Origin of the sequence: Nocardioides eburneiflavus, assembly GCF_004785795.1 — a bacterium.
Classification (GTDB): Bacteria; Actinomycetota; Actinomycetes; order Propionibacteriales; family Nocardioidaceae; genus Nocardioides; species Nocardioides eburneiflavus.
Window position 1 is genome coordinate 2,333,974 of record NZ_SRRO01000001.1, and the last position, 21,987, is coordinate 2,355,960.

At 72.8% G+C, this 21,987-nt stretch carries 20 protein-coding genes; 17 read left to right on the forward strand and 3 right to left on the reverse strand.

Annotated features, from left to right (window positions below):
- Positions 1-21: 21 nt before the first annotated feature.
- Positions 22-639, reverse strand: a complete 618-nt coding sequence (locus EXE59_RS10955) for a pyridoxamine 5'-phosphate oxidase family protein (RefSeq protein ID WP_135838930.1) — start codon at positions 637-639, stop codon at positions 22-24.
- A gap of 70 nt (positions 640-709) precedes the next feature.
- Between EXE59_RS10955 and EXE59_RS10960 the strand changes: the two genes are divergently transcribed.
- From EXE59_RS10960 to EXE59_RS11020, 13 genes are all read left to right on the forward strand, one after another.
- Entirely contained in the window at positions 710-1,093 is a 384-nt protein-coding gene (locus EXE59_RS10960) for a VOC family protein (RefSeq protein WP_135838931.1), read from the forward strand.
- Between the two features lie 84 nt (positions 1,094-1,177).
- Entirely contained in the window at positions 1,178-2,890 is a 1,713-nt protein-coding gene (locus EXE59_RS10965) for a sodium:solute symporter family protein (protein WP_135838932.1), read from the forward strand.
- An 11-nt stretch (positions 2,891-2,901) separates the two neighbouring features.
- Complete coding sequence (locus EXE59_RS10970; RefSeq protein WP_135838933.1) at positions 2,902-3,216, forward strand: hypothetical protein; 315 nt, start codon at positions 2,902-2,904, stop codon at positions 3,214-3,216.
- Between the two features lie 21 nt (positions 3,217-3,237).
- A complete protein-coding gene (locus EXE59_RS10975; RefSeq protein ID WP_135838934.1) occupies positions 3,238-4,527 on the forward strand; it encodes a DUF6986 family protein in 1,290 nt (429 codons plus the stop codon).
- A gap of 1 nt (position 4,528) precedes the next feature.
- Positions 4,529-5,389 carry a factor-independent urate hydroxylase gene (gene pucL / locus EXE59_RS10980; protein WP_135838935.1) on the forward strand — a complete coding sequence of 287 codons (861 nt, stop codon included), beginning with the start codon at positions 4,529-4,531 and terminating at the stop codon, positions 5,387-5,389.
- Complete coding sequence (uraD, locus tag EXE59_RS10985) at positions 5,386-5,895, forward strand: 2-oxo-4-hydroxy-4-carboxy-5-ureidoimidazoline decarboxylase (RefSeq protein ID WP_135838936.1); 510 nt, start codon at positions 5,386-5,388, stop codon at positions 5,893-5,895. The genes pucL and uraD overlap by 4 nt, the downstream gene beginning before the upstream one ends.
- Positions 5,895-6,215, forward strand: a complete 321-nt coding sequence (uraH, locus tag EXE59_RS10990; protein WP_135838937.1) for a hydroxyisourate hydrolase — start codon at positions 5,895-5,897, stop codon at positions 6,213-6,215. The genes uraD and uraH overlap by 1 nt, the downstream gene beginning before the upstream one ends.
- Before the next feature lie 2 nt (positions 6,216-6,217).
- Entirely contained in the window at positions 6,218-7,552 is a 1,335-nt protein-coding gene (gene allB / locus EXE59_RS10995) for an allantoinase AllB (protein ID WP_135838938.1), read from the forward strand.
- A complete protein-coding gene (locus tag EXE59_RS11000; RefSeq protein WP_135838939.1) occupies positions 7,549-8,394 on the forward strand; it encodes a bifunctional allantoicase/(S)-ureidoglycine aminohydrolase in 846 nt (281 codons plus the stop codon). The genes allB and EXE59_RS11000 overlap by 4 nt, the downstream gene beginning before the upstream one ends.
- A 155-nt stretch (positions 8,395-8,549) precedes the next feature.
- The gene (locus EXE59_RS11005) at positions 8,550-9,935 is read left to right on the forward strand and encodes a xanthine dehydrogenase small subunit (RefSeq protein WP_246056709.1); all 1,386 of its coding nucleotides are present in this window, start codon (positions 8,550-8,552) and stop codon (positions 9,933-9,935) included.
- Positions 9,932-12,307 carry a xanthine dehydrogenase molybdopterin binding subunit gene (xdhB, locus tag EXE59_RS11010; RefSeq protein WP_135838941.1) on the forward strand — a complete coding sequence of 792 codons (2,376 nt, stop codon included), beginning with the start codon at positions 9,932-9,934 and terminating at the stop codon, positions 12,305-12,307. Before EXE59_RS11005 ends, xdhB begins: the two co-directional genes overlap by 4 nt.
- A 1-nt stretch (position 12,308) precedes the next feature.
- Complete coding sequence (xdhC, locus tag EXE59_RS11015) at positions 12,309-13,124, forward strand: xanthine dehydrogenase accessory protein XdhC (RefSeq protein ID WP_135838942.1); 816 nt, start codon at positions 12,309-12,311, stop codon at positions 13,122-13,124.
- Positions 13,121-14,494 carry a guanine deaminase gene (locus EXE59_RS11020; protein WP_135838943.1) on the forward strand — a complete coding sequence of 458 codons (1,374 nt, stop codon included), beginning with the start codon at positions 13,121-13,123 and terminating at the stop codon, positions 14,492-14,494. The genes xdhC and EXE59_RS11020 overlap by 4 nt, the downstream gene beginning before the upstream one ends.
- On the opposite strand, the gene aceB is transcribed toward EXE59_RS11020, so the two are convergent.
- On the reverse strand, positions 14,451-16,043 hold the full coding sequence (gene aceB / locus EXE59_RS11025; RefSeq protein WP_135838944.1) for a malate synthase A: 1,593 nt from the start codon (positions 16,041-16,043) through the stop codon (positions 14,451-14,453). The genes EXE59_RS11020 and aceB overlap by 44 nt on opposite strands.
- 210 nt (positions 16,044-16,253) lie before the next feature.
- On the opposite strand from aceB, the gene EXE59_RS11030 reads away from it, so the two are divergent.
- The 4 genes from EXE59_RS11030 (at position 16,254) to EXE59_RS11045 (ending at position 20,802) form a co-directional block, all read left to right on the forward strand.
- Positions 16,254-17,351, forward strand: a complete 1,098-nt coding sequence (locus tag EXE59_RS11030) for a sugar ABC transporter substrate-binding protein (RefSeq protein ID WP_135838945.1) — start codon at positions 16,254-16,256, stop codon at positions 17,349-17,351.
- 137 nt (positions 17,352-17,488) lie between these two features.
- Positions 17,489-18,265, forward strand: a complete 777-nt coding sequence (locus EXE59_RS11035) for an ATP-binding cassette domain-containing protein (RefSeq protein ID WP_135838946.1) — start codon at positions 17,489-17,491, stop codon at positions 18,263-18,265.
- Positions 18,266-18,285: 20 nt separating this feature from the next.
- Complete coding sequence (locus EXE59_RS11040; protein WP_135838947.1) at positions 18,286-19,563, forward strand: sugar ABC transporter permease; 1,278 nt, start codon at positions 18,286-18,288, stop codon at positions 19,561-19,563.
- A 9-nt stretch (positions 19,564-19,572) separates the two neighbouring features.
- Positions 19,573-20,802: an ROK family protein gene (locus tag EXE59_RS11045; RefSeq protein ID WP_135838948.1), complete on the forward strand. Its 1,230-nt coding sequence runs from the start codon at positions 19,573-19,575 to the stop codon at positions 20,800-20,802.
- Between the two features lie 9 nt (positions 20,803-20,811).
- Here EXE59_RS11045 and EXE59_RS11050 read toward each other — a convergent pair whose 3' ends face one another.
- Positions 20,812-21,987 carry an ROK family transcriptional regulator gene (locus EXE59_RS11050; RefSeq protein ID WP_135838949.1) on the reverse strand — a complete coding sequence of 392 codons (1,176 nt, stop codon included), beginning with the start codon at positions 21,985-21,987 and terminating at the stop codon, positions 20,812-20,814.

Below are 21,987 nucleotides of genomic sequence, written 5' to 3' on the forward strand. Positions count from 1 at the left end.
GCCCCCACCCTGCCACGGCTGTCAGAACTGCGGCGTCGCCGGCGCGCTCGGGCGGGTCGGGTCCAGCGCCGGGTCACCGGCCGGGAGGGTGCCGTCGAACCACTCGTCGCGCTTCCAGTCCGGGACGGGCGGCTGCTGGTCGCGGACGGGCACGAAGACCGACCGCTCCGCCGCCCCGTGCGTGTGGACGTAGCGCCGGCAGTTGGGGAAGACCGCGGTGGCGCGCACCCGTACGACGAGGCGGGCGCCAGGGAGCTCGGCGACCAGTGGGTCGGCGGGGTCGATGGACGCCTCGCCGTTGATGCGCAGGCGCGAGCCGGTGGCGAAGTCGATGAACAGCAGGCCGACGAGATGGTTCTCGGTGACGTTGCCCATCGTCAGGAACATGCCGTTGCCGTCGTACACGGGGAACGCCAGCGTGTGGTCGTCGACGACGCGCACGAATCCGGGGTCGCCGCCCTTGTAGGAGCACTGCGGCTGGCCGTCGGCGTCGGCGGTGGCGATGAAGAACATGTCGCGCGCCTCGATGAACTCGCGGAACCCCGACACGTCGTCGCCCGCGACGCTGGCGAGCCGGTCCGCGAGCCGGCGCGTGTCGAAGGCGTCCTGCAGGGCGCGGTGCGAGTCGCGGTAGTCCATGGGCGATGCCTCTCCACTTCGAGGATGGCACCGCGTCGACCCCGGAGGAAGGCCGGTCTAGGTTGGTTCCGTGCCCCGAGCCCTCCACCACCTCGACCTGTGGGTCGACGACGTCGCGACCGCAGAAGGGGAGTGGGGGTGGCTGCTGGCGCGGTGCGGGTGGCAGCGCGAGGAGGGGGTGCTGTCGTGGGTGCACCCCGACGGCACGTACGTCTTCATGGAGCACTCGCCCGACCAGCACGGCGCGCACGACCGGCTCCGGCCCGGGATCAACCACCTCGCCACGACCGTCGAGACCCGTGACGAGCTCGACCGGATGCGGTCGGAGTCGACGGAGCACGGGTGGCACGAACTGTACGCCGACCGCTACCCGTACGCGGGCGGCGAGGCCCACGTCGCGCTCTACCTGGAGAGCTCGGAAGGCTTCGAGGTGGAGGTCGTCGCCGGCGGGTGACCTCCCGAAGGGTGGTCGCGCCCGCAGTGGCATCCGGTCTAGGTTGCTGGGTGGTCCGATGAAGCTGACGCTCGGGAGGCAACCATGGGCTCCGACACCCTGATCGACGCGACCTGGCTGGACTACCTGCTGGTCGCCATCTACTTCGGCTTCGTGCTGGGCATCGGCGTGATGGCCCGGCGATCGGTGTCGGACTCGATCGACTTCTTCCTCTCCGGCCGCTCGCTGCCGGCGTGGGTGACCGGTCTGGCCTTCATCTCCGCCAACCTCGGTGCCGTCGAGATCATGGGCATGTCCGCCAACGGCGCCCAGCTCGGCCTGCCGACCTTCCACTACTTCTGGGTCGGTGCCGTCCCGGCGATGCTCTTCCTCGGCGTCGTGATGATGCCGTTCTACTACGGCTCCAAGGTGCGCTCGGTGCCGGAGTTCATGCTCCGGCGCTTCGGCACCGGCGCTCACCTGGTCAACGCCATCAGCTTCGCCGTCGCCCAGCTGCTGATCGCCGGCGTCAACCTCGCCCTCCTCGCCGGCATCGTGCGCGCGCTGCTGGGTTGGCCGATCTGGGTCTCGCTGATCGTCGCCGGGGCGGTGGTGCTGTCGTACATCACGCTGGGCGGACTGAGCGCGGCGATCTACAACGAGGTGCTGCAGTTCTTCGTCATCGTCGCGTCCCTGCTTCCCCTGACGCTGATCGGACTGAACCGCGTCGGGGGCTGGGACGGCCTGACCGAGAAGATCAGCGCCGCCTCGGCGGACGCATCCTCGGCATCCGACGCGCCACCGGCCGGGCAACAGCTGAACGCCTGGCCGGGCGAGGCACTGTCCGGCTTCGACTCCCCGCTCCTGTCGGTGATCGGCATCGTCTTCGGCCTGGGCTTCGTGCTGTCCTTCGGCTACTGGACGACCAACTTCGTCGAGGTCCAGCGGGCGATGGCCTCCGACTCGATCTCCGCCGCGAGGAAGACCCCGATCATCGGTGCCTTCCCCAAGATGTTCGTGCCCTTCATCGTGATCGTGCCCGGCATGGTCTCCGCCGTCCTGGTCGCGGAGATGATCGAGCTCAAGGACGGCGGCAGTCCCACGGGCGGCGCGTCCGGCGACGTGACCTACAACGACGCCCTGCTCCTGCTGATGCGTGACGTCCTGCCCAACGGCCTCCTCGGCCTGGCGATCGCCGGCCTCCTCGCCGCCTTCATGGCCGGCATGGCGGCCAACATCTCCGCCTTCAACACGGTGTTCTCCTACGACCTGTGGCAGCGCTACATCCGCAAGGACCACTCCGACGACTACTACCTGCGGATCGGTCGGCTGGCCACCGTGGGAGCGACGGTCATCGCGATCTTCACCGCCCAGATCGCGCTCGGCTACGACAACGTCATGACCTACCTCCAGACGCTGTTCGGGTTCTTCAACGCCCCGCTGTTCGCGACGTTCATCCTCGGCATGTTCTGGAAGCGGATGACCCCCACGGCCGGCTGGGTGGGACTGGTGGCAGGCACGCTGTCGGCCATCGCCGTCGACCGCGCCGCGGCGGCCGGCGTCTTCGAGCTGTCCGGGCAGGGAGTGGCGTTCCTCGCGGCGTCGGTCGCCTTCGTGGTCGACATCGTGCTGAGCATCGTGGTCTCGCTGGTGACCAGGCCCAAGCCCGCCGAGGAGCTCCGGGGCCTGGTCTACTCCGAGACACCCCGCGAGGACCGCACCGACCCGCACGAGGCGTCGTACCCGTGGTACCGGCGCACGGCACCGCTCGCCGGCATCGCGCTCGCGATGGTCATCGTCCTCAACTTCGCCTTCTGAGAGGGACCAGCATGTCCACGACGACGTCCGAGACCGACGGCAGGCCCAAGAAGGCCGGCCTCTTCGACATCCGCAACATCATCGGCGCGCTGATGGCGCTGTACGGCGTGATCCTCGCGCTGGCCGGCCTCCTCGGCGAGCACGAGCCGGAGAAGACCGGCGGGGTGAACGCCAACCTCTGGACCGGATTGGCCCTGCTCGCGGTGGGGCTGGGTTTCTTCGCATGGGCGAAGCTCCGGCCGATCGTCGTACCTCCCGACGTGGACCGCCCCGACGACGACCCGACGCGCCCGGCCCCCCAGCGCAAGCGCCCGCCCGCGCACTGACCCATGCCCTAGATTCCCTGCATGCAACGCCGCGAGAGCCTCGACCGCCTGGTGGGCGAGCTCGCCGACGACCTCGACGCGCGGCTCGCCTCCGTCGACGCCGCGCTGGCCGCGAGCTATCCCGGGGAGCGCCCCGGTCGCCAGCCCGTGCACACGCTGTACGTCCCGGCCGACCGCTTCCACGCCGCGCTCGCACCCGAGCACGGCGCCGCTGCCCTGGCCGCCGTCGACGCCCACGTCGACCTGTTCCTCGAGGTGCTCGACGGCGACCGCGGCCTCGTCGCGCTGGTGCGCGACAAGCTCGCCCGCGAGCCGGTCGAGGACCTCCGCATCGACCTCGAGGACGGCTACGGCACCCGCGCCGACGACGAGGAGGACCGCGACGCCGAGCGTGCCGCGACCGAGCTGCGCTCCGCGCTCGACGCCGGGACCGCCCCCTCCTTCACCGGCATCCGCGTCAAGGGGTTCGAGGCACCCACCCGGCGCCGCGGCGTCCGCACCTTGACCCTGTTCCTCGCGCGGCTCGTCGCGGAGGGTCCGCTGCCCGGTGGGTTCGTGCTGACGCTGCCCAAGGTGACGGCGGTGGAGCAGGTCGAGGCGCTGGTGCACGCGGCCGGTCGGCTCGAGGTGGCGCTCGGCCTCGATGCCGGCGCGCTTCGCTTCGAGCTCCAGATCGAGACGCCGCAGTCGATCCTCGGCGCCGACGGCACCGCGCTCGTGGCGCGCATGGTGCACGCCGCGGACGGGCGCTGCACCGGCCTGCACTACGGCACGTACGACTACTCCGCGTCCTGCGGCATCGCGGCCGCCCACCAGAGCCTCGAGCACCCGGTCGCCGACCACGCCAAGGCCGTCATGCAGGCCGCGGCCGCGGGCACGGGGGTACGCCTCTCCGACGGCTCCACCAACGTGCTGCCGGTGGGCGCCCCCGACCAGGTCGCCGCCGCCTGGCACAACCACCTCCGCCTGGTCCGCAGGTCGCTGGAGCGCGGCTACTACCAGGGCTGGGACCTCCATCCGGCCCAGCTCCCGACCCGCTACGCCGCCACCTTCGCCTTCTACCGCGACGGCTTCCCGGCCGCGGCGGCGAGGCTGCGCGCCTACCTCGGCCGGCAGGACTCCGCGATCCTCGACGAGCCCGCGACCGCCCGGGCGCTGGCCGACTTCGTGCTGCGCGGCCTCGACTGCGGCGCCGTCTCGCCGGACGAGGTCGCCGACGCCGGGTTGCTCGACATCCACGTGCTGGCCGCGCTGGCGCACCGCACGGGCGAGGCCGACACCGAGACCGACACCGACGAGGGAGGGGCCTGAGATGGGCATCCGGCTGGGACCGAACCGCTACGGCAAGGCGGAGTCGCGCGTCGTACGCATCGTGCGCGACACCCCGCGCCACGAGATCCGCGACCTCAACGTCTCGACCGCGCTGTACGGCGACTTCGCCGCGGCCCACACCGACGGCGACCAGTCGCAGGTCCTGCCCACCGACACGCAGAAGAACACGGCGTTCGCGTTCGCCAAGAAGTACGGCGTGGACTCGCCCGAGGACTACGCGCTGGTCCTCGGCCGACGGCTCTTCGAGGCGACCCCTGCCGCCCACGGGGCGATGGTGAAGGTGTCGGAGTACGCCTGGGACCGCATCCGCGTCGACGGATCAGGGCACGACCACGCCTTCGTGCGGCGGGGTGGCGAGGTCAGGACGACGGCGGTCCACGTCAGCCCCGGGCGCACGTCGGTCGACTCCGGCCTGCGTGAGCTGGTGGTGCTGAAGTCGACCGGCTCGGAGTTCAAGGGCTTCCTGCGCGACGAGTACACGACGCTCGCGGAAGCCGACGATCGCATCCTGGCGACCGAGCTGCAGGCGGACTGGCGGTACTCCCGCTTCGACGACATCGACTGGAACGCGTCGTACGCCTCGGTGCGCGCAGTGCTGCTCGCCACCTTCGCGACGACCTACAGCCGCGCCCTGCAGGAGACGCTCTATCTCATGGGCAAGGCCGTGCTCGAGGCCCATGACGAGATCGACCTGATCTCCTTCAAGGCGCCCAACAAGCACCACTTCCTCGTGGACCTCGAGCCCTTCGGCCTCGACAACCCCGGCGAGGTCTTCATCGCCGCCGACCGCCCGTACGGCCTCATCGAGGCGACCGTCGTCCGCGACGGGGAGCCCTCATGAGCGCGATCCGACCAGGCCTCGCCACCTTCAACGAGATGGAGCACGACCAGGCCCAGCAGCGCCTGCGGACCTGCCTCGACGCGCCGGGCTGGGCCGACCGAGTCCTGGCGGGGCGGCCGTACTCGGACCTCGACCAGCTCGAGAACGCGATGGTCGCCGCCTCCAGCACGATCACGGATGCTGAGCTGGAGCAGGCCCTCGCCCGCCACCCCCGGATCGGCGAGCGCGCCGACGCCGCCCGCCACGACGCGAGCCACTCCACTCGCGAGCAGTCGGGCGTCGACCGCGCCGATGCCGATGTCGTGCGCCGCCTCGAGGACGGCAACCGGGCCTACGAGGAGCGCTTCGGTCGCGTCTTCATCATCCGGGCCGCCGGCCGGAGCGGGCCCGACATCCTCCAGCACCTGAGGCGCCGGCTCGACAACAGCGACGAGGTGGAGCGCCGCGAGACGATCCACGAGCTCGTCCAGATCGCACAGCTGCGAATCCGGGAGGTGCTGGCCTGATGGCGAGCCTGAGCACGCACGTCCTCGACACGGCCGCCGGCCGCCCGGCCGTCGGCCTCCGCGTCACCCTCGAGACGGTTGATGGCACGCTGGTGAAGGAGGGGGTCACCGACGCCGACGGCCGGATCGGCGACCTGGCCCACGACCTGCCCGCGGGCGACCTGCGGCTGCGCTTCGACACCGGAGGCTGGTACTCCGCGCGTGGCGAGACCACGTTCTACCCCGAGGTGGTCGTCGCCTTCACCGTCGCCGACGGCGAGCACCACCACGTCCCGCTCCTGCTGAGCCCCTTCGGCTACTCGACCTACCGGGGGAGCTGAGCGTGGCGGACGGGCTCGACACCGTGGTCCGCGCGCGCCGGGCGGTCGTCGGGGCGGCGGAGCGCCCGGCCGCGGTCGGCATCCGCGACGGGCGCATCGTCGCGGTGGCGGCGTACGACGGGCTCGAGGGGGCGGAGGTCGTGGAGCTGGCCGACGACGAGGTGCTGCTCCCGGGCCTCGTGGACACCCACGTCCACGTCAACGAGCCCGGCCGCACCGAGTGGGAGGGGTTCGCCAGCGCGACCCGCGCCGCGGCGGCCGGCGGGGTGACCACGATCGTCGACATGCCGCTCAACAGCATCCCGCCGACGACGACGGTCGCGGCGCTGGAGGTGAAGCGGGCGGTCGCCCGGGACCAGGTCTGGGTGGACGTCGGCTTCTGGGGCGGTGCGGTCCCCGACAACCTCGAGGACCTCGCCCGCCTGCACGAGGCCGGCGTCCTCGGCTTCAAGTGCTTCCTGCTGGACTCCGGGGTCGAGGAGTTCCCGCACCTCCCGCCGGCCGGGTTCGCGGCCGCGATGGCCGAGACCGGGCGCCTCGGCGCCTTGATGATCGTGCACGCCGAGGACGCCGACGAGGTCGCCGAGTGTGCCCACGGGACGGCCTACCGCGGGTTCCTGGAGAGCCGGCCGGACGCGGCGGAGGAGCGGGCGATCGCGCTCGTCGTCGACACCGCCCGTGCCACCGGCGCCCGCGCCCACGTCGTGCACCTCAGCGCGTCGGGTGCGGTGCCGACCCTCCGTGCGGCGCGCGCCGAGGGCGTCGACGTCTCGGTGGAGACCTGCCCGCACTACCTGCACTTCGAGGCCGGCTCGATCCCCGACGGCGCCACCGAGCTCAAGTGTTGCCCGCCGATCCGCGATGCCGCCAACCGCGACGCCCTCTGGGCGGCGCTCGCCGACGGCGACATCGACATGGTCGTCAGCGACCACTCGCCGTGCACCGCCGAGCTCAAGCGCTCCGAGACCGGCGACTTCGCCGACGCCTGGGGCGGCATCGCCTCGCTCCAGCTCGGCCTGCCGGTCGTCTGGACGACCGCCCGCCAGCGCGGCGTGGCCCTCGTCGACGTGGTGCGCTGGATGGCGACGGCCCCAGCCCGCCGCGTCGGGCTGGCCGACAAGGGCGAGATCGCCGTCGGCGCCGACGCCGACCTCTGCGTCTTCGCTCCCGACGAGCCGTGGGTCGTCGACCCGGCCCGGCTGCACCACAAGAACCCCGTCTCGGCCTACGCCGGGCGTACGCTCACGGGCACCGTGCGGGCCACCTGGCTCCGCGGGCGCCCGCTCGACCTGTCGGCCGGGCCGCGGGGTCGGCTGCTGAGGAGGGGAGCGCGATGACCTACTACGTGCCGAGGGGCGGGCTGCCGGCACAGTCCGACCTGACCACCGGCCAGTCCGGCCGCGCCGTCTTCACCGAGGCGTACGCCGTGATCCCGCGCGGCACGCTCAGCGACATCACCGCCAGCCGGCTGCCGCACTGGGGCGACACGCGGCTGTGGGTGATCGCGCGGCCGCTGTCGGGCTTCGCCGAGACGTTCAGCCAGTACGTCGTCGAGGTCGCCCCGGACGGCGGGTCCGACCGGCCCGACGACGACCACGACGCCGAGTCGGTGCTCTTCGTCGTCGACGGCTCGCCGCAGCTGAGAATCCACCGTCCGGGCGGGGGACAGGCACACCGGCTGCGCGCCGGGTCGTACGCCTTCCTCCCGCCGGGCACGGTCTGGACGCTGCGCAACGACGGCGAGGGCACCGCGACGTTCCACTGGATCCGCAAGGCCTACGAGCGCGTGGACGGCGTCGAGGTGCCCGAGCCCTTCGTGGTCCACGAGGACGACGTGGCGATCGAGCCGATGCCCGACACGGGTGGGGCCTGGGGCACGCAGCGCTTCGTCGACCCGCTCGACGTGCGGCACGACATGCACGTCAACATCGTGACCTTCGAGCCCGGCGGCGCGATCCCGTTCCCGGAGACCCACGTGATGGAGCACGGCCTCTACGTCCTGGAGGGCAAGGCGGTCTACCTGCTCAACCAGGACTGGGTGGAGGTGCAGGAGGGCGACTTCATGTGGCTGCGCGCCTTCTGCCCGCAGGCCTGCTACGCCGGCGGGCCCGGCCGGTTCCGCTACCTGCTCTACAAGGACGTCAACCGGCACCCGCGGCTGCGCCCGTACGGCGGCTGACCTGCCGCGGGGGTGGTGACCGATCTCACTGCCGACGTGTCCCGCGTCACGTAGGATGTGAGGTGGCAGGTCGTCGTTCCGCATGGACAACCGGCGGCCCGTGACTCCCAACCATGCGAGCGCCGGGCACCCCTGCCCGGGCCGAGGGGAGGACCGTGCCCGAGCCACAGATCACCGTCAACGGGCAGTCGCGCCCGCTGGCCGGCGTGCCCGCCCACACCAACGCGCTCGACTTCGTGCGCGGCCTCGGCCTGACCGGTGCCAAGGAGGGCTGTGCCGAGGGTGAGTGCGGCGCCTGCGCCGTGCTGGTCGCCCGCCCCGACGGTGACGGGAGCCGCTGGACACCCGTCAACGCCTGCCTGGTTCCCGCCCTCGCCCTCGACGGCCAGGAGGTGGTGACCGCCGAGGGACTCGGTGGTCCCGGCGACCTCCACCCGGTCCAGGCGGGGCTGGCCGAGGCGGGCGGCTCCCAGTGCGGCTACTGCACGCCCGGCTTCGTCTGCTCGATGGCCGCGGAGTACTACCGCCCCGCCCGACCGCCCGGCCCCGACGGCTTCGACGTCCACGCGATCGGCGGCAACCTCTGCCGCTGCACCGGCTACCGGCCCATCCGCGACGCCGCCTGCGCCCTCGGGGCGCCGCCGGCGGCCGACCCGTTCGCCGAGCGCCAAGGGCGTCCCGCACCCGGGCCGGCGCAGACCCGGGTCGACGGCTTCGCCCGGCCGGCCGACCTCGCCGATGCGCTCGCCCTGCTCGCCGCGCACCCCGACGCCGCCGTCGTCGCCGGCTCCACCGACTGGGGCGTGGAGGCCAACCTCCGCGGCCGGCGCGCGGCACACGTCGTCGCGGTCGACCGGCTCCCCGAGCTGCGCGGCCTCACGACCGACGCCGACGTGATCGAGATCGGCGCCGCCCTCACCCTCAGCGAGGTCGAGGCGGCCCTCGGCGACGACGTGCCGCTGCTCGCGCAGGTGTGGCCGCAGTTCGCGTCGAGGCTGATCCGCAACAGCGCGACCATAGGCGGCAACCTCGCCACCGCGTCCCCGATCGGCGACCTCGCGCCCGCGCTGCTGGCGCTGGACGCGCGCCTCGTGCTCGCCTCCGCCGACGGCGACCGCGAGGTGGCGCTGGCCGACTTCTTCACCGGCTACCGGGAGACCGTGCTGCGGCCCGCCGAGCTCGTGCGTGCGGTCCGGGTGCCGACCCCGCTCGCCGCGCACGCGACCTTCCGCAAGATCGCCAAGCGCCGCTTCGACGACATCTCGAGCGTCGCGGTCGCGGTCGCGCTAGACGTGGTCGACGGCGCCGTCGTCCGCGCCCGGATCGGCCTGGGCGGCGTCGCGGCGACCCCCGTACGCGCGCGGGCCACCGAGGCCGTCCTCGAGGGCCGGACCTGGGACCTCGACACGGTCGAGGCGGCCTCCGCCGTCCTCGCGCAGGAGGGCACGCCCATCGACGACCAGCGCGCCAGCGCGGCCTACCGCTCGGCGATGCTGGGCAACGCGCTGCGGGCGTGGTGGCACGAGGAGGAAGTGCCATGAGCACGCTCTCGGACCGCCCCGACGACGCGGTTGTCGGCCTCTCGCTGCCCCACGAGAGCGCCGCCCTGCACGTGAGCGGCCACGCCCTCTACACCGACGACCTGGTGCACCGCACCCCCCACGTCCTCCACGCGCACCCGGTCTGCTCGCCGCACCCGCATGCCCGGGTCACCCGTCTCGACCCCTCGCCGGCGCTGGCGGTCGACGGCGTCGTACGGGTGCTGACCGCCGCCGACGTGCCCGGCACCAACGACGCGGGCGTGAAGCACGACGAGCCGCTGTTCCCCGAGATCGTGATGTTCGTCGGGCACGCGGTCTGCTGGGTGCTGGGGGAGACCCTCGAGGCCGCGCGCCTCGGCGCCGAGGCGGTCGAGGTCGACTACGAGCCCCTGCCCGCGGTCGTGGCGCTGACCGAGGCGATCGAGGCCGAGAGCTTCCAGGGCGGTCGGCCCGTCGTCGTCCGCGGCGACGTCGAGCAGGGCCTCGCGAGCGCCGCCCACGTGTTCAGCGGCGTGACGGAGATGGCCGGCCAGGAGCACTTCTACCTCGAGACCCACGCCTCGCTGGCCCTCGTCGACGAGGGCGGCCAGGTCTTCGTCCAGAGCAGCACGCAGCACCCGACCGAGACGCAGGAGATCGTGGCGCACGTGCTGGGCCTCGACAGCCACCACGTCACCGTGCAGTGCCTGCGGATGGGCGGCGGCTTCGGCGGCAAGGAGATGCAGCCGCACGGCTTCGCGGCCGTGGCCGCGCTCGGCGCGGTCCTCACCGGCCGGCCGGTCCGGCTCCGGCTGAGCCGCACCCACGACATGACGATGACCGGCAAGCGGCACGGCTTCCACGCCCAGTGGCGGGTCGGCTTCGACGACGACGCCCGGCTGACGGCCCTCGAGGCGACGCTGACCTCCGACGGAGGGTGGAGCCTCGACCTCAGCGAGCCCGTCCTCGCGCGGGCGCTGTGCCACGTCGACAACGCCTACTGGATCCCCCACGTCCGCCTCCACGGCCGGGTCGCGCACACCCACAAGACCTCGCAGACCGCGTTCCGCGGCTTCGGCGGGCCGCAGGGGATGCTGGTCATCGAGGACGTGCTCGGCAGGTGTGCGCCGCTGCTCGGGATCGACCCGGTCGAGCTGCGCCGCCGCAACTTCTACGTCGAGGGCCAGGCCACGCCGTACGGGCAGCCGGTGCGTCATCCCGAGCGCGTCGCCGCCGCATGGGAGCAGGTGCTGGCGTCCGGTGACGTCGCGCGTCGCCGCAGCGAGATCGCCGCCTTCAACGCCGCCCACGAGCACACGAAGCGTGCCCTGGCGGTGACCCCGGTGAAGTTCGGCATCTCCTTCAACTTCACCGCGTTCAACCAGGCGGGTGCGCTGGTGCACGTCTACAAGGACGGGTCGGTGCTGATCAACCACGGCGGCACCGAGATGGGCCAGGGCCTGCACACCAAGATGATGCAGGTCGCGGCCACCAGCCTCGGCGTGCCCCTCAGCAGGGTCCGCGTCGCGCCGACCCGGACCGACAAGGTGCCCAACACCTCCGCGACCGCGGCGAGCTCCAGCGCCGACCTCAACGGGGGCGCCGTCAAGAACGCCTGCGAGCAGATCCTCTCGCGCCTGCGCGAGGTCGACGCGGGTCGCGACCTGCCGTGGGAGGAGCTCGTCCGCGAGGCCTACTTCAGCCGGGTGCAGCTGTGGGCGGCCGGCTTCTACCGGACCGAGGGCATCCACTGGGACTCCACGGTCATGCGCGGCCACCCGTTCAAGTACTTCGCCTACGGCGTCGCGGCCGCGGAGGTCGAGGTGGACGGCTTCACCGGCGCCCACCGCACCCGGCGGGTCGACATCGTGCACGACGTCGGCGACAGCCTCTCCCCGCTCGTCGACATCGGGCAGGTGGAGGGCGGCTTCGTGCAGGGGGTGGGCTGGCTGACCCTGGAGGACCTGCGGTGGGACGAGTCGTCGGGTCCCGGCCGCGGCCGGCTCACGACGCAGGCCGCCAGCACCTACAAGCTGCCCAGCATCGGCGAGCTGCCCGACGAGCTCAACGTCGCGCTGCTCGAGCACGCCCACGACGACGGCGTGGTCTACGGCTCCAAGGCCGTCGGCGAGCCGCCGCTGATGCTGGCGTTCGCGGTCCGCGAGGCGCTCCGTGAGGCGGCCGCGGCGTTCGGGCAGGAGGGCACCAGCGTCGAGCTCGCCTCCCCGGCCACCCCCGAAGCGGTCTTCTGGGCCTGCGAGCGCGCCCGGCACGGTGCCTCCGACCACGTCGTCGAGGGCCTTCCGGGCGCGGTGCCCGACCAGCCGGACCCGGCTGCGCCTGCGCTCCACCCGCGGTCGGAGCGGGCCGCGCAGGCGGCGGGGGAGGCCTGAGATGCACTGGCTGACGGCCGTCCAGCGGCTGCGCGAGGAGCGGCAGGCAGGCGTGCTCGTCACCGTCGCCGACGTGCGCGGCCACGCCCCGCGCGACGCCGGCGCCAAGATGGTCGTCGCGGCCGATCGCTCGTGGGGCAGCGTCGGGGGCGGCAACCTCGAGGAGACCGCGCTCGCCCGGGCCCGCACGATGCTGGAGACGTACGCCGTCGCACCCGAGCAGCTCGTCCTCGGGCTGAGTGACAAGGCCCGCACCGACCACGGCCGCCAGTGCTGCGGCGGCGAGGTGACCTTGCTGCTCGAGCCGCTGCCCGTCGTCCCCGCGGTAGCGGTGTTCGGCGTGGGCCACGTGGGGCTCGAGCTGGCCCGCATCCTCTCCGCCCACGACCTCGACCTGCACCTGGTGGACTCGCGCGCGGCCCAGCTCGCCGACGACCGGCTCGCGGTGCTCGACGCGGGGACCGCCCGTGTCCGCGTGCACCACGCGCCCGTCCCCGAGCTCGCGCTCGGGTCCGTGCCGCCGGGCACCCACGTGCTGGTGATGACCCACGACCACGCCGAGGACTTCGCGCTGTGCGACGCCGCGCTGCGCTGCACGCACCTCGCGACGATCGGCCTCATCGGGTCGGACGCCAAGTGGGCGCGCTTCCGCTCCGGCCTGGTGGTCGAGGGGCACGACGCGGCCCGCATCGCCCGGATCCGCTGCCCCATCGGGCTCCCCGGTCTCGCCGGCAAGGAGCCGGCGGCGATCGCGGTGTCGGTCGCAGCGGAGCTGCTGCAGGCCTTCGCCGCCGACCGCTCCCGGACCAGAGCATGATGCCGGCCGAGGTCGTCTACCGCGCCCGCGCCTACGACACCCCCGACGACCCGTTCGACCCCGCGACCGCGGCTCCCGGCTTCCGCTACGACGACGACCTCGGCCTCGCCGTCTCCGACGACGGGGTGATCGTGGCGCGCGGGCCGTACGCGTCGGTCGCGGCCGCCCACCCGGACGCACCGGTGCTCGACCTCCGCTCCGGCCTGCTGCTGCCGGGCCTCGTGGACACCCACGTGCACTTCCCGCAGGTGCGGGTCATCGGCGCGCTCGGCATGCCGCTGCTCGAGTGGCTGGAGCGCTGCGCGCTGCCGGAGGAGGTGCACCTCGGCTCGCCCGACTACGCCGCGACCATCGCCGAGGAGTTCGTCGCGAGCCTGATCGCAGCCGGGACCACCACCTCGCTGGTCTTCGGGTCGCACTTCGCCCCGGCGGTCGACCTGCTGCTCGCCGAGGCCGAGCGCTACGGGCTGCGGGTGACGAGCGGGCTGGTCGTCAGCGACCGCATCCTGCCCGAGCCGTTGCTGACCACCCCGGACCGGGCGTACGCCGAGGCGCTGTGGCTGGCCGAGCGCTGGCACGGCCGCGGCCGGATCCGCTACGCCGTGACGCCGCGCTTCGCCCTGTCGGCCTCCGACCCCGTGCTGGCCGCGTGCGCCGCCGTGCTGGGCGAGGTGGGGGGATCCCTGTTCACCACGCACGTCAACGAGAACTCCGCCGAGGTCGCCACGGTCGCGGGGCAGTTCCCCCACCGCGACCACTACGTCGACACCTACGACCACCACGGTCTGCTGGGGCCGCTGTCGGTGCTGGCCCACGACGTGCACCCGACAGATGCCGAGCTCGGCGTGATGGCGGCGCGCGCGACGTCGGTGGCGTGGTGCCCGACGAGCAACTCCGCGCTCGGCTCCGGCATCTTCCCGCTGCGCCGGCACCTCGCGGCCGGCGTACGCGTCGCGCTCGGCAGCGACGTCGGCGCGGGCACGGGGTTCTCGGTGTTCAAGGAAGGCCTGCAGGCCTACTTCCTCCAGCACCTGCAGGGCGCGGAGGGCGTCGCGCTGGGTGCCGGGCACCTGCTGCACCTCAGCACCGCGGCGGGGGCCGCCGCGCTCGGCCTGGGCGACACGGTCGGCGACCTGTCGGAGGGCAAGCAGTTCGACGCCGTGCTGCTCCGGCCGCCCCCGGGCACGGCGCTCGACCTCGGCCTGCGGCACGCCGACTCGCCGGAGTCGGCTCTCGGCAAGGTCTTCGCCCTCGCCGGCGACGCTGACGTCGCCGAGGTGTGGGTCGGTGGCGACCAGGTGGCCTCCGGCGGGTTCGTGCGGCCCGTCACTCCCCGCGCGACAGCAGCACGTCGTAGGCCTGCAGGGTGAGGAAGTCCGGATAGTCGTCCGCGAGCGCGCACGCGACGAACAGCCGTCGCGCCTCCGGGTCGACCGCATGGCCGAGCGAGCCCTCCAGGGCCTCGTGCTCCTCCGCGACGAGCCGCTCGACCAGCGACCGGTCGATGACCTCGCCGGTGTCGAGCGTGGCGCCGTTGTGGACCCACTGCCACACCTGCGAGCGGGAGATCTCGGCGGTGGCGGCGTCCTCCATGAGGTTGTCGATGCCGGCCGCGCCGTTGCCCGAGAGCCATGCGTGGAGGTAGTGCATGCCGATGCGGACGTTGCCGCGCAGTCCCTGCTCCGTACGCTCGCCGGGCGTGCGGTCCACGGCGAGCAGGTCGGCGGCGGTGACCGAGACGTCGTCGCGGCGCACGTCGAGCTGATGGACCCGGCCGTCCAGCACGCCGTCGAAGACCTCCGCGCACACCGGGACCAGGTCGGGGTGGGCCACCCAGGACCCGTCGAAGCCCGCGGTCGCCTCACGGGTCTTGTCCTCGCGCACCTTGGCGAAGGCGCGCTCGTTGACCTCGGGGTCGCGCCGGCTCGGGATGAAGGCCGCCATGCCACCGATCGCGAAGGCGCCGCGGCGGTGGCAGGTCTGCACGAGCAGGTCGCTGTAGGCGCGCATCATCGGCGCCGCCATCGTCACCGCGTTGCGGTCCGGGAGGGTGAAGGACGCCCCGGCGTCGCGGGAGTTCTTGATGATGCTGAAGAGGTAGTCCCAGCGGCCCGCGTTGAGCCCGGCCGCGTGGTCGCGCAGCTCGTAGAGGATCTCGTCCATCTCGAAGGCCGCGGTGATCGTCTCGATCAGCACGGTCGCCCGGATCGAGCCGTGGGGGAGCCCCAGGACGGCCTCGGCGTGGGTGAACACCTCGTCCCACAGCCGCGCCTCGAGGTGCGACTCCGTCTTGGGCAGGTAGTAGAAGGGCCCGCGGCCCTGCTCGTGCAGCTCGCGGCCGTTGTGGAACACGTGGAGGCCGAAGTCGACGAGCGCGGCGACGACCGGTCGCCCGTCGCGGGTCAGGTGCGCCTCGTCGAAGTGCCAGCCGCGAGGGCGCGGCAGGACCACCGGGGCGGAGGCCGGCTCGGTGACGGCGTACTCCCGGCCGTCGGGGGAGGTGAAGGCCAGGCGCGCGCGGGTGGCGTCGCGCAGGGTCAGCTGGCCGCCCACGACGTTGCGCCAGTGGGGCGTGTTGGCGTCCTCGAGGTCGGCCAGCCACACCCGGGCGCCGGAGTTGAGGGCGTTGATCGCCATCTTGGGGTCGGTGGGCCCAGTGATCTCCACCCGGCGGTCGCGCAGGGCCTCCGGCACCGGCGCCACGGTCCAGTCCCCGGCACGGACGGCGGCCGTGTCCGGAAGGAAGTCGAGGGTGCCCGTACGGGCGATCTCCGCGCGGCGGTCCCGGCGAGCGGCCAGGAGCTCGTCGCGGCGTACGTGGAAGCGCTCGTCGAGATCGGCGACGAACGCGAGGGCCTCAGGGGTGAGGACCTCCTCGGACCTCGGCACGGGCGGGGCGGAGAGGAGGAGCTCGATCATCCGCCCACGCTAGCCGTCGCGCGGGGCTGTCGGTGGGACGGTGGACCAGTCCACCGAGGCCCGTGCGACCCGTTTTGGTAACGAACCGGCAACGGCGCGGTGGTCGGTCTGGACGTGACGACGGTCACTTCATATGTTGTCTGGAACAACATATGCACGTCGGCTGAGGACACCAGCCGACGCGCACGAAATCGCTAGGAGGCGGTTCGCGTGAAGCGGAAGCACAACTTGGTCCTCGTCACCCTCGTAGGCGCAGCCATGGCCCTGACGGCCTGTGGCAGCGACGACGACGGCGGCAGCAGCGGCAGCGACGACAGTGGCAGCGGCTCCGAGGCCGCGGGCAAGATCGGCGTCATCCTGCCCGACACCGAGTCCTCGGTGCGGTGGGAGAGCGCGGACCGCCCGGCCCTCACGGCCGCCTTCGAGGAGGCGGGCGTCGAGTTCGACATCCAGAACGCCGAGGGCGACGCCGAGCGGATGACCCAGATCGCCGACACCATGATCGGTGACGGCGTGACGGTGCTCGCGATCGTCAACCTCGACTCCGAGTCGGGTGCGGCCATCCAGGAGAAGGCTGCCTCGCAGGGCGTCGCCACCATCGACTACGACCGCCTCACCCTCGGCGGCTCGGCGGAGTACTACGTCTCCTTCGACAACACCGTCGTCGGGGAGCTGCAGGGCCAGGGCCTCGCGGACTGCCTCGGCGACAAGCCGGCCAACATCATCTACCTCAACGGCTCGCCGACCGACAACAACGCGACGCTGTTCGCCGAGGGTGCCCACAGCGTGCTCGACGAGATCGACAGCTACGAGATCGTCGGTGAGCAGGCTGTCCCCGACTGGGACAACGAGGAGGCCGCCACCATCTTCCAGCAGCTCTACACCGCTGCGGACGGCAAGGTCGACGGCGTGCTCGCCGCCAACGACGGCCTCGGCGGCGCCGCCATCAGCATCCTCGAGGGTGCGGGCCAGGCCGGCAAGGTTCCCGTCACGGGCCAGGACGCCACGGTCGAGGGCCTGCAGAACGTGCTTGCCGGCACCCAGTGCATGACGGTCTACAAGTCCGCCACGCAGGAGGCGCAGGCGCTCGCCGACGCCGCCATCGCGCTCGCCAACGGCGAGGAGGCGGAGACCACCGGCACGACGGTGGACTCCTCCGACGACAGCGAGGTCCCGTCCATCCTGCTCGAGCCGCAGTCCATCACCAAGGACAACGTCGGCGACGTCATCGAGGACGGTGGCCAGAAGGCCGAGGACGTGTGCGCCGGCGACTTCGCCGACCTGTGCGCCGAGGCCGGCATCTCCTGATCAGCTCCTGATCACACCCTGACGTGGGACGGTGTCGGGGCGCACGACGCCCTGGCACCGTCCCACCCCCAGCTCCGTCCGCGACGCCTCCCCTGCGTCGATGCGGACAACAAATTCCTCCCGATCGGAGTAGATCCATGGCTGAACCGCTGCTCGAGCTGCGCGGCGTCAACAAGAGCTTCGGCGTGGTGCACGTCCTGCACGACGTCGACTTCGCCGTCTATCCCGGCCAGGTCACCGCGCTCGTCGGTGACAACGGCGCCGGCAAGTCCACCCTCGTGAAGATCATCGCCGGCATCTACGGCCGCGACAGCGGCGAGTACTACTTCGACGGCAAGCCGGTCGAGGTGCACGGCCCGCGCGACGTCGCCGCCCTCGGCGTCGAGGTCGTCTATCAGGACCTCGCGCTGTGCGACAACCTCGACATCGTCCAGAACATGTTCCTCGGTCGCGAGGAGACCACCCGCCTCGGCCTCGACGAGGTGACCATGGAGTCCCGCGCCCGCGAGACCCTCGCGTCCCTCTCGGTCCGCACCGTCAAGTCCGTGCGCCAGAGCGTCGCCAGCCTGTCCGGCGGCCAGCGCCAGACCGTGGCGATCGCCAAGGCCGTGCTGTGGAACTCCAAGATCGTGCTGCTCGACGAGCCCACCGCGGCGCTGGGCGTCGCCCAGACGCGCCAGGTGCTCGACCTCGTCCGTCGCCTCGCCGACCGTGGCCTGGGCGTGGTGCTGATCTCGCACAACATGGGCGACGTCTTCGAGGTCGCCGACCGGATCACCGCCCTCTACCTCGGCCGGGTGGCCGCTGACGTCCCGGCCAAGGACGTCACCCACAGCCAGGTGGTGGAGCTCATCACCGCCGGTCGCTCCGGCGACCTCGGCATCGCCGAGAACCCTGCGACCGCGACCGCCTGAGAAGGACCGGAGACCACATCATGACTGCTGACACCGACACCGCGTCCTCCTCGACGCCCGCCGCCAGCGGGTTCGACAACGACAACCGCCAGGCCGCCACGATCGGCGACTCGGCGCGCGACTACGTCAACCGCCTGCGCGGTGGTGACATGGGCTCGCTGCCCGCGATCCTCGGACTGATCTTCCTCTTCGTTGTCTTCGCCTCGCTCAACGACCGGTTCCTCACGACCTACAACATGGCCAACCTGGTCATCCAGGCCGGCTCGATCTGCGTCATGGCGATGGGCATCGTCTTCGTCCTGCTGCTCGGCGAGATCGACCTGTCGGCCGGTGTCGCGGGTGGGGCCTGCGCGACGATCACTGCCCTGATGCTCATCGACTACGACTGGACGTGGTGGCTCGCCACTCTCGCCGGCGTCGCCGTCGGTGCCCTCATCGGCACGGCCATCGGCGCGCTCGTCTCCTTCCTCGGCATCCCGTCCTTCGTCGTGACCCTCGCCTTTTTCCTGGCGCTGCAGGCGGTGCCGCTGCGGCTGATCGGCTCGGGCGGGTCGCTGCGCTACGACGACCCGGTGCTGCGGGGGCTGTCGATCAAGAACGTCCCGGTGACCGCCGGCTGGGTCGCGGCGATCCTCATCGTCGTCGGCTTCGCCGCCCTGTCGCTGTGGCGCTACCGGACCCTGTCCGCGAAGGGCCTGGTCCACCAGCCGATCGGCCTCGTCGCGATCCGGATCGCGGTGCTGGCCGTGGTGGTGCTCGGCCTCACCGCGCTCCTGAACGCCAACCGTGCACCCAACCCGAACTTCACCATCGCCGGCATCCCGTGGGTGGCCCCGGTCGTCATCGCGCTGCTGCTGTTCTGGACCTTCGTCCTCACCAAGACCCGCTTCGGCCGCCACCTCTACGCGGTCGGCGGCAACGCCGAGGCCGCCCGACGCGCGGGCATCAACGTGCGCCGAGTCCGCATCATGGCCTTCGTCATCTGCTCGTCGATGGCGGCGCTCAGCGGCCTGCTGCTGGCGTCCTACGTCGGCAAGGTCTCGCCGGGCTCCGGCGGCGGCAACGTGCTGCTGTACGCCGTGGGTGCGGCCGTCATCGGCGGCACCAGCCTGTTCGGCGGGCGCGGCCGGGCCATCGACGGGGTGATCGGCGGCCTCGTGATCGCGACCATCCCCAACGGCCTCGGCCTGCTCAACCAGGCGAGCTACATCAACTTCCTCGTCACCGGCGGCGTCCTGCTGCTCGCGGCGAGCGTCGATGCCATCTCGCGCCGCCGTCGTTCCTCGGCGGGCGTCTAGGTCCCGACGATGAGCCCGCAACGGCGCGCGGGCCTCGGCACCAACCAGGAGGCCGTCCGGCGCCACAATCTCGGCACCCTGCTCCGGCACGTCCACGGGGCCGGGCAGATCTCGCGCGCCGAGCTGACCAGCCTCATGGGGCTCAACCGCAGCACCATCGCCGGCCTGGTCGGCGAGCTGGAGTCGCTCGGGATCTCCGAGCACACCACGCCGATGGGCGGGGCCCGGCAGGGAGCCGGGCGCCCGTCCGCGGGCGTGCGCATCGCAGCCGGGGGTCCCTACGTGATCGCCGTGGACCTCGGGGTCGAGCGAGCCGTGGTGGCCCGGGTGGGCCTCGGGGGCACGGTGCTCGAACGGGCGCAGGCGCCCGTGCACAGCGACGGCGAGGCCTGGCAGGTCGGTGCGGCGGTCGCCGCCCTCATCCGCCGGGTCGTCGAGGACGCCCCTCCCGCGGCGCCCCTGGTCGGCATCGGGATCAGCGTCCCCGGCCTGGTGCGCCGCAGGGACGGGCTCGTCCGGCTCGCGCCCAACCTGGAGTGGCACGACGTGTCGTTCGGCGGGATCGTCCTTGCTGCGCTGGGGCTCGACGTGCCAGTGTCGCTGGCCAACGACGCCGACCTCGGCGCGCTCGCCGAGCACGTGCGCGGCGCGGGAGTCGGCGTCGACGACCTGATCTACGTCTCCGGCAACGTCGGCGTCGGTGCCGGTGTCATCGCAGGCGGCGTACGGCTCGAGGGAGCCGGCGGCTACGCCGGCGAGGTCGGGCACCTGCGGTTCAACCCGCAGGGTCGCCCGTGCCACTGCGGCAACCTCGGCTGCTGGGAGACCGAGGTGGGAGGGCACGCCATCGCCGAGGCGATCGACTGCCCGCCCGACAAGGTCGCCCAGCTCGACGAGGTGCTCGAGGGGTTCACGGAGCCGACGCGCGAGCTCCGCGTCACCGGCACGGCGCTGGGCCACGGGCTGGCGAGCATCGTCAACACGTTCAACCCTCGCCTCATCGTCCTCGGCGGCTACTTCCGAGTGCTGTACCCGCTGGTGGAGGCGGAGGTCGACGCCGGTCTCGCCGACCGGGCGCTGCCGGCCCCGCTCGAGTCGGTGACCCTCGTCCTGCCGGCGCTGGGGTCCGACTCCGCGCTGCTCGGCGCTGCCGAGATCGCCCTCGAGCCGCTCTTCGTCGACCCCGTCGCAGCCCTTGGCGCCGCGCTCGTGGACGTACGCGCGCGGCTCGCCGGCTGAGCTCCTGCCTCAGCCCGTCAGGTCGCGGTCGCCGCTGAAGACCGGCCCGAGCGACTGCTCGGCCGCGCCGAGGGCGGCGGCCCGGATCCCGAGCGTGCTGGGGCGCAGCTCCGGGCGGACCTGGGCGGGGGAGGCGAGCCGCTCGTCGAGGGTGCGGCGGGCAGGCTCGAGGACGAGGTCGCCGAGCGAGGCGAGGTAGCCGCCGAGCACCACGACCTCCGGGTCGAGGATGCTGCTGAGCATGGCGATCCCGAGGCCGAGGTCGTGGCCCACGCGCTCGAGCCCGGCCCGCACGCCCGCGTCGTCGGCGGCCCGGGCGGCGACCGCCTCGGCGCTGCGCAGCGGGGTGTCGAGCTCGGGCATGCCGACGGCTGCCAGCATCGCGTGCAGGCCGACCGAGGCCTCCCAGCACCCGCGGCGACCACATCCGCACTCGGCCGCGGAGTCGCCGACAGGCATGTGGCCGACCTCGCCGGCGAAACCCGCCCCGCCGCGGACGAGCTCGCCGTGCTGGAGGATGCCGGCGCCGATGCCGACGGTGCCGGTGAGGTAGAGAGCGTGCCGTACGCCGCGCGCCGCGCCGTGGTGCGCCTCGGCGTACGCCGCGCAGTTGGCGTCGTTGCTGACCTGCACCGCACCGCCGGGGACCAGGCCGCCGACGGCCTCCGCCAGGTCGCGGCCCTCGACGTCGAGGTTGGGGGCCCAGGCCACCGTACGGTCGTCGCCGCGCACCAGCGCCGGGACGGCCAGGGTCGTCCCGACCACCTCGCGGCCGTCGACGTGCCGGTCGACCACCTCGCGCACCAGGTCGGTGAGGGAGTCGGGACCTGTCGCCGGCCGGCTGTCACCGAAGACCACGATGCCACCGAGGTCGAGGACGACGGCCGAGACGTAGTCGACGTTGAGCTCGAGGCCGAGGCCGGCGTACCGGTCACCGCGCAGCGCGACGGGCCGCCCGGGCCGGCCGCGGGCGCCCGGTCGCGAGTCCTCCTCGACCACGGCCCCCGCGGCCTCGAGGCCCGCGACGATCACGCCGATCGTCGCCTTGGCGAGCCCGGTGTGCTGCGCGAGCTCGGCGCGCGAGGACGCGCCGTGCTCGCGCAGGGAGCGCAGGACGGCGGCGGTGTTCTGCCGCCGCAACCCCTCGGTCCCGGCGTGGCGAGGTTGTGTGGTCAGGGGCTGCAC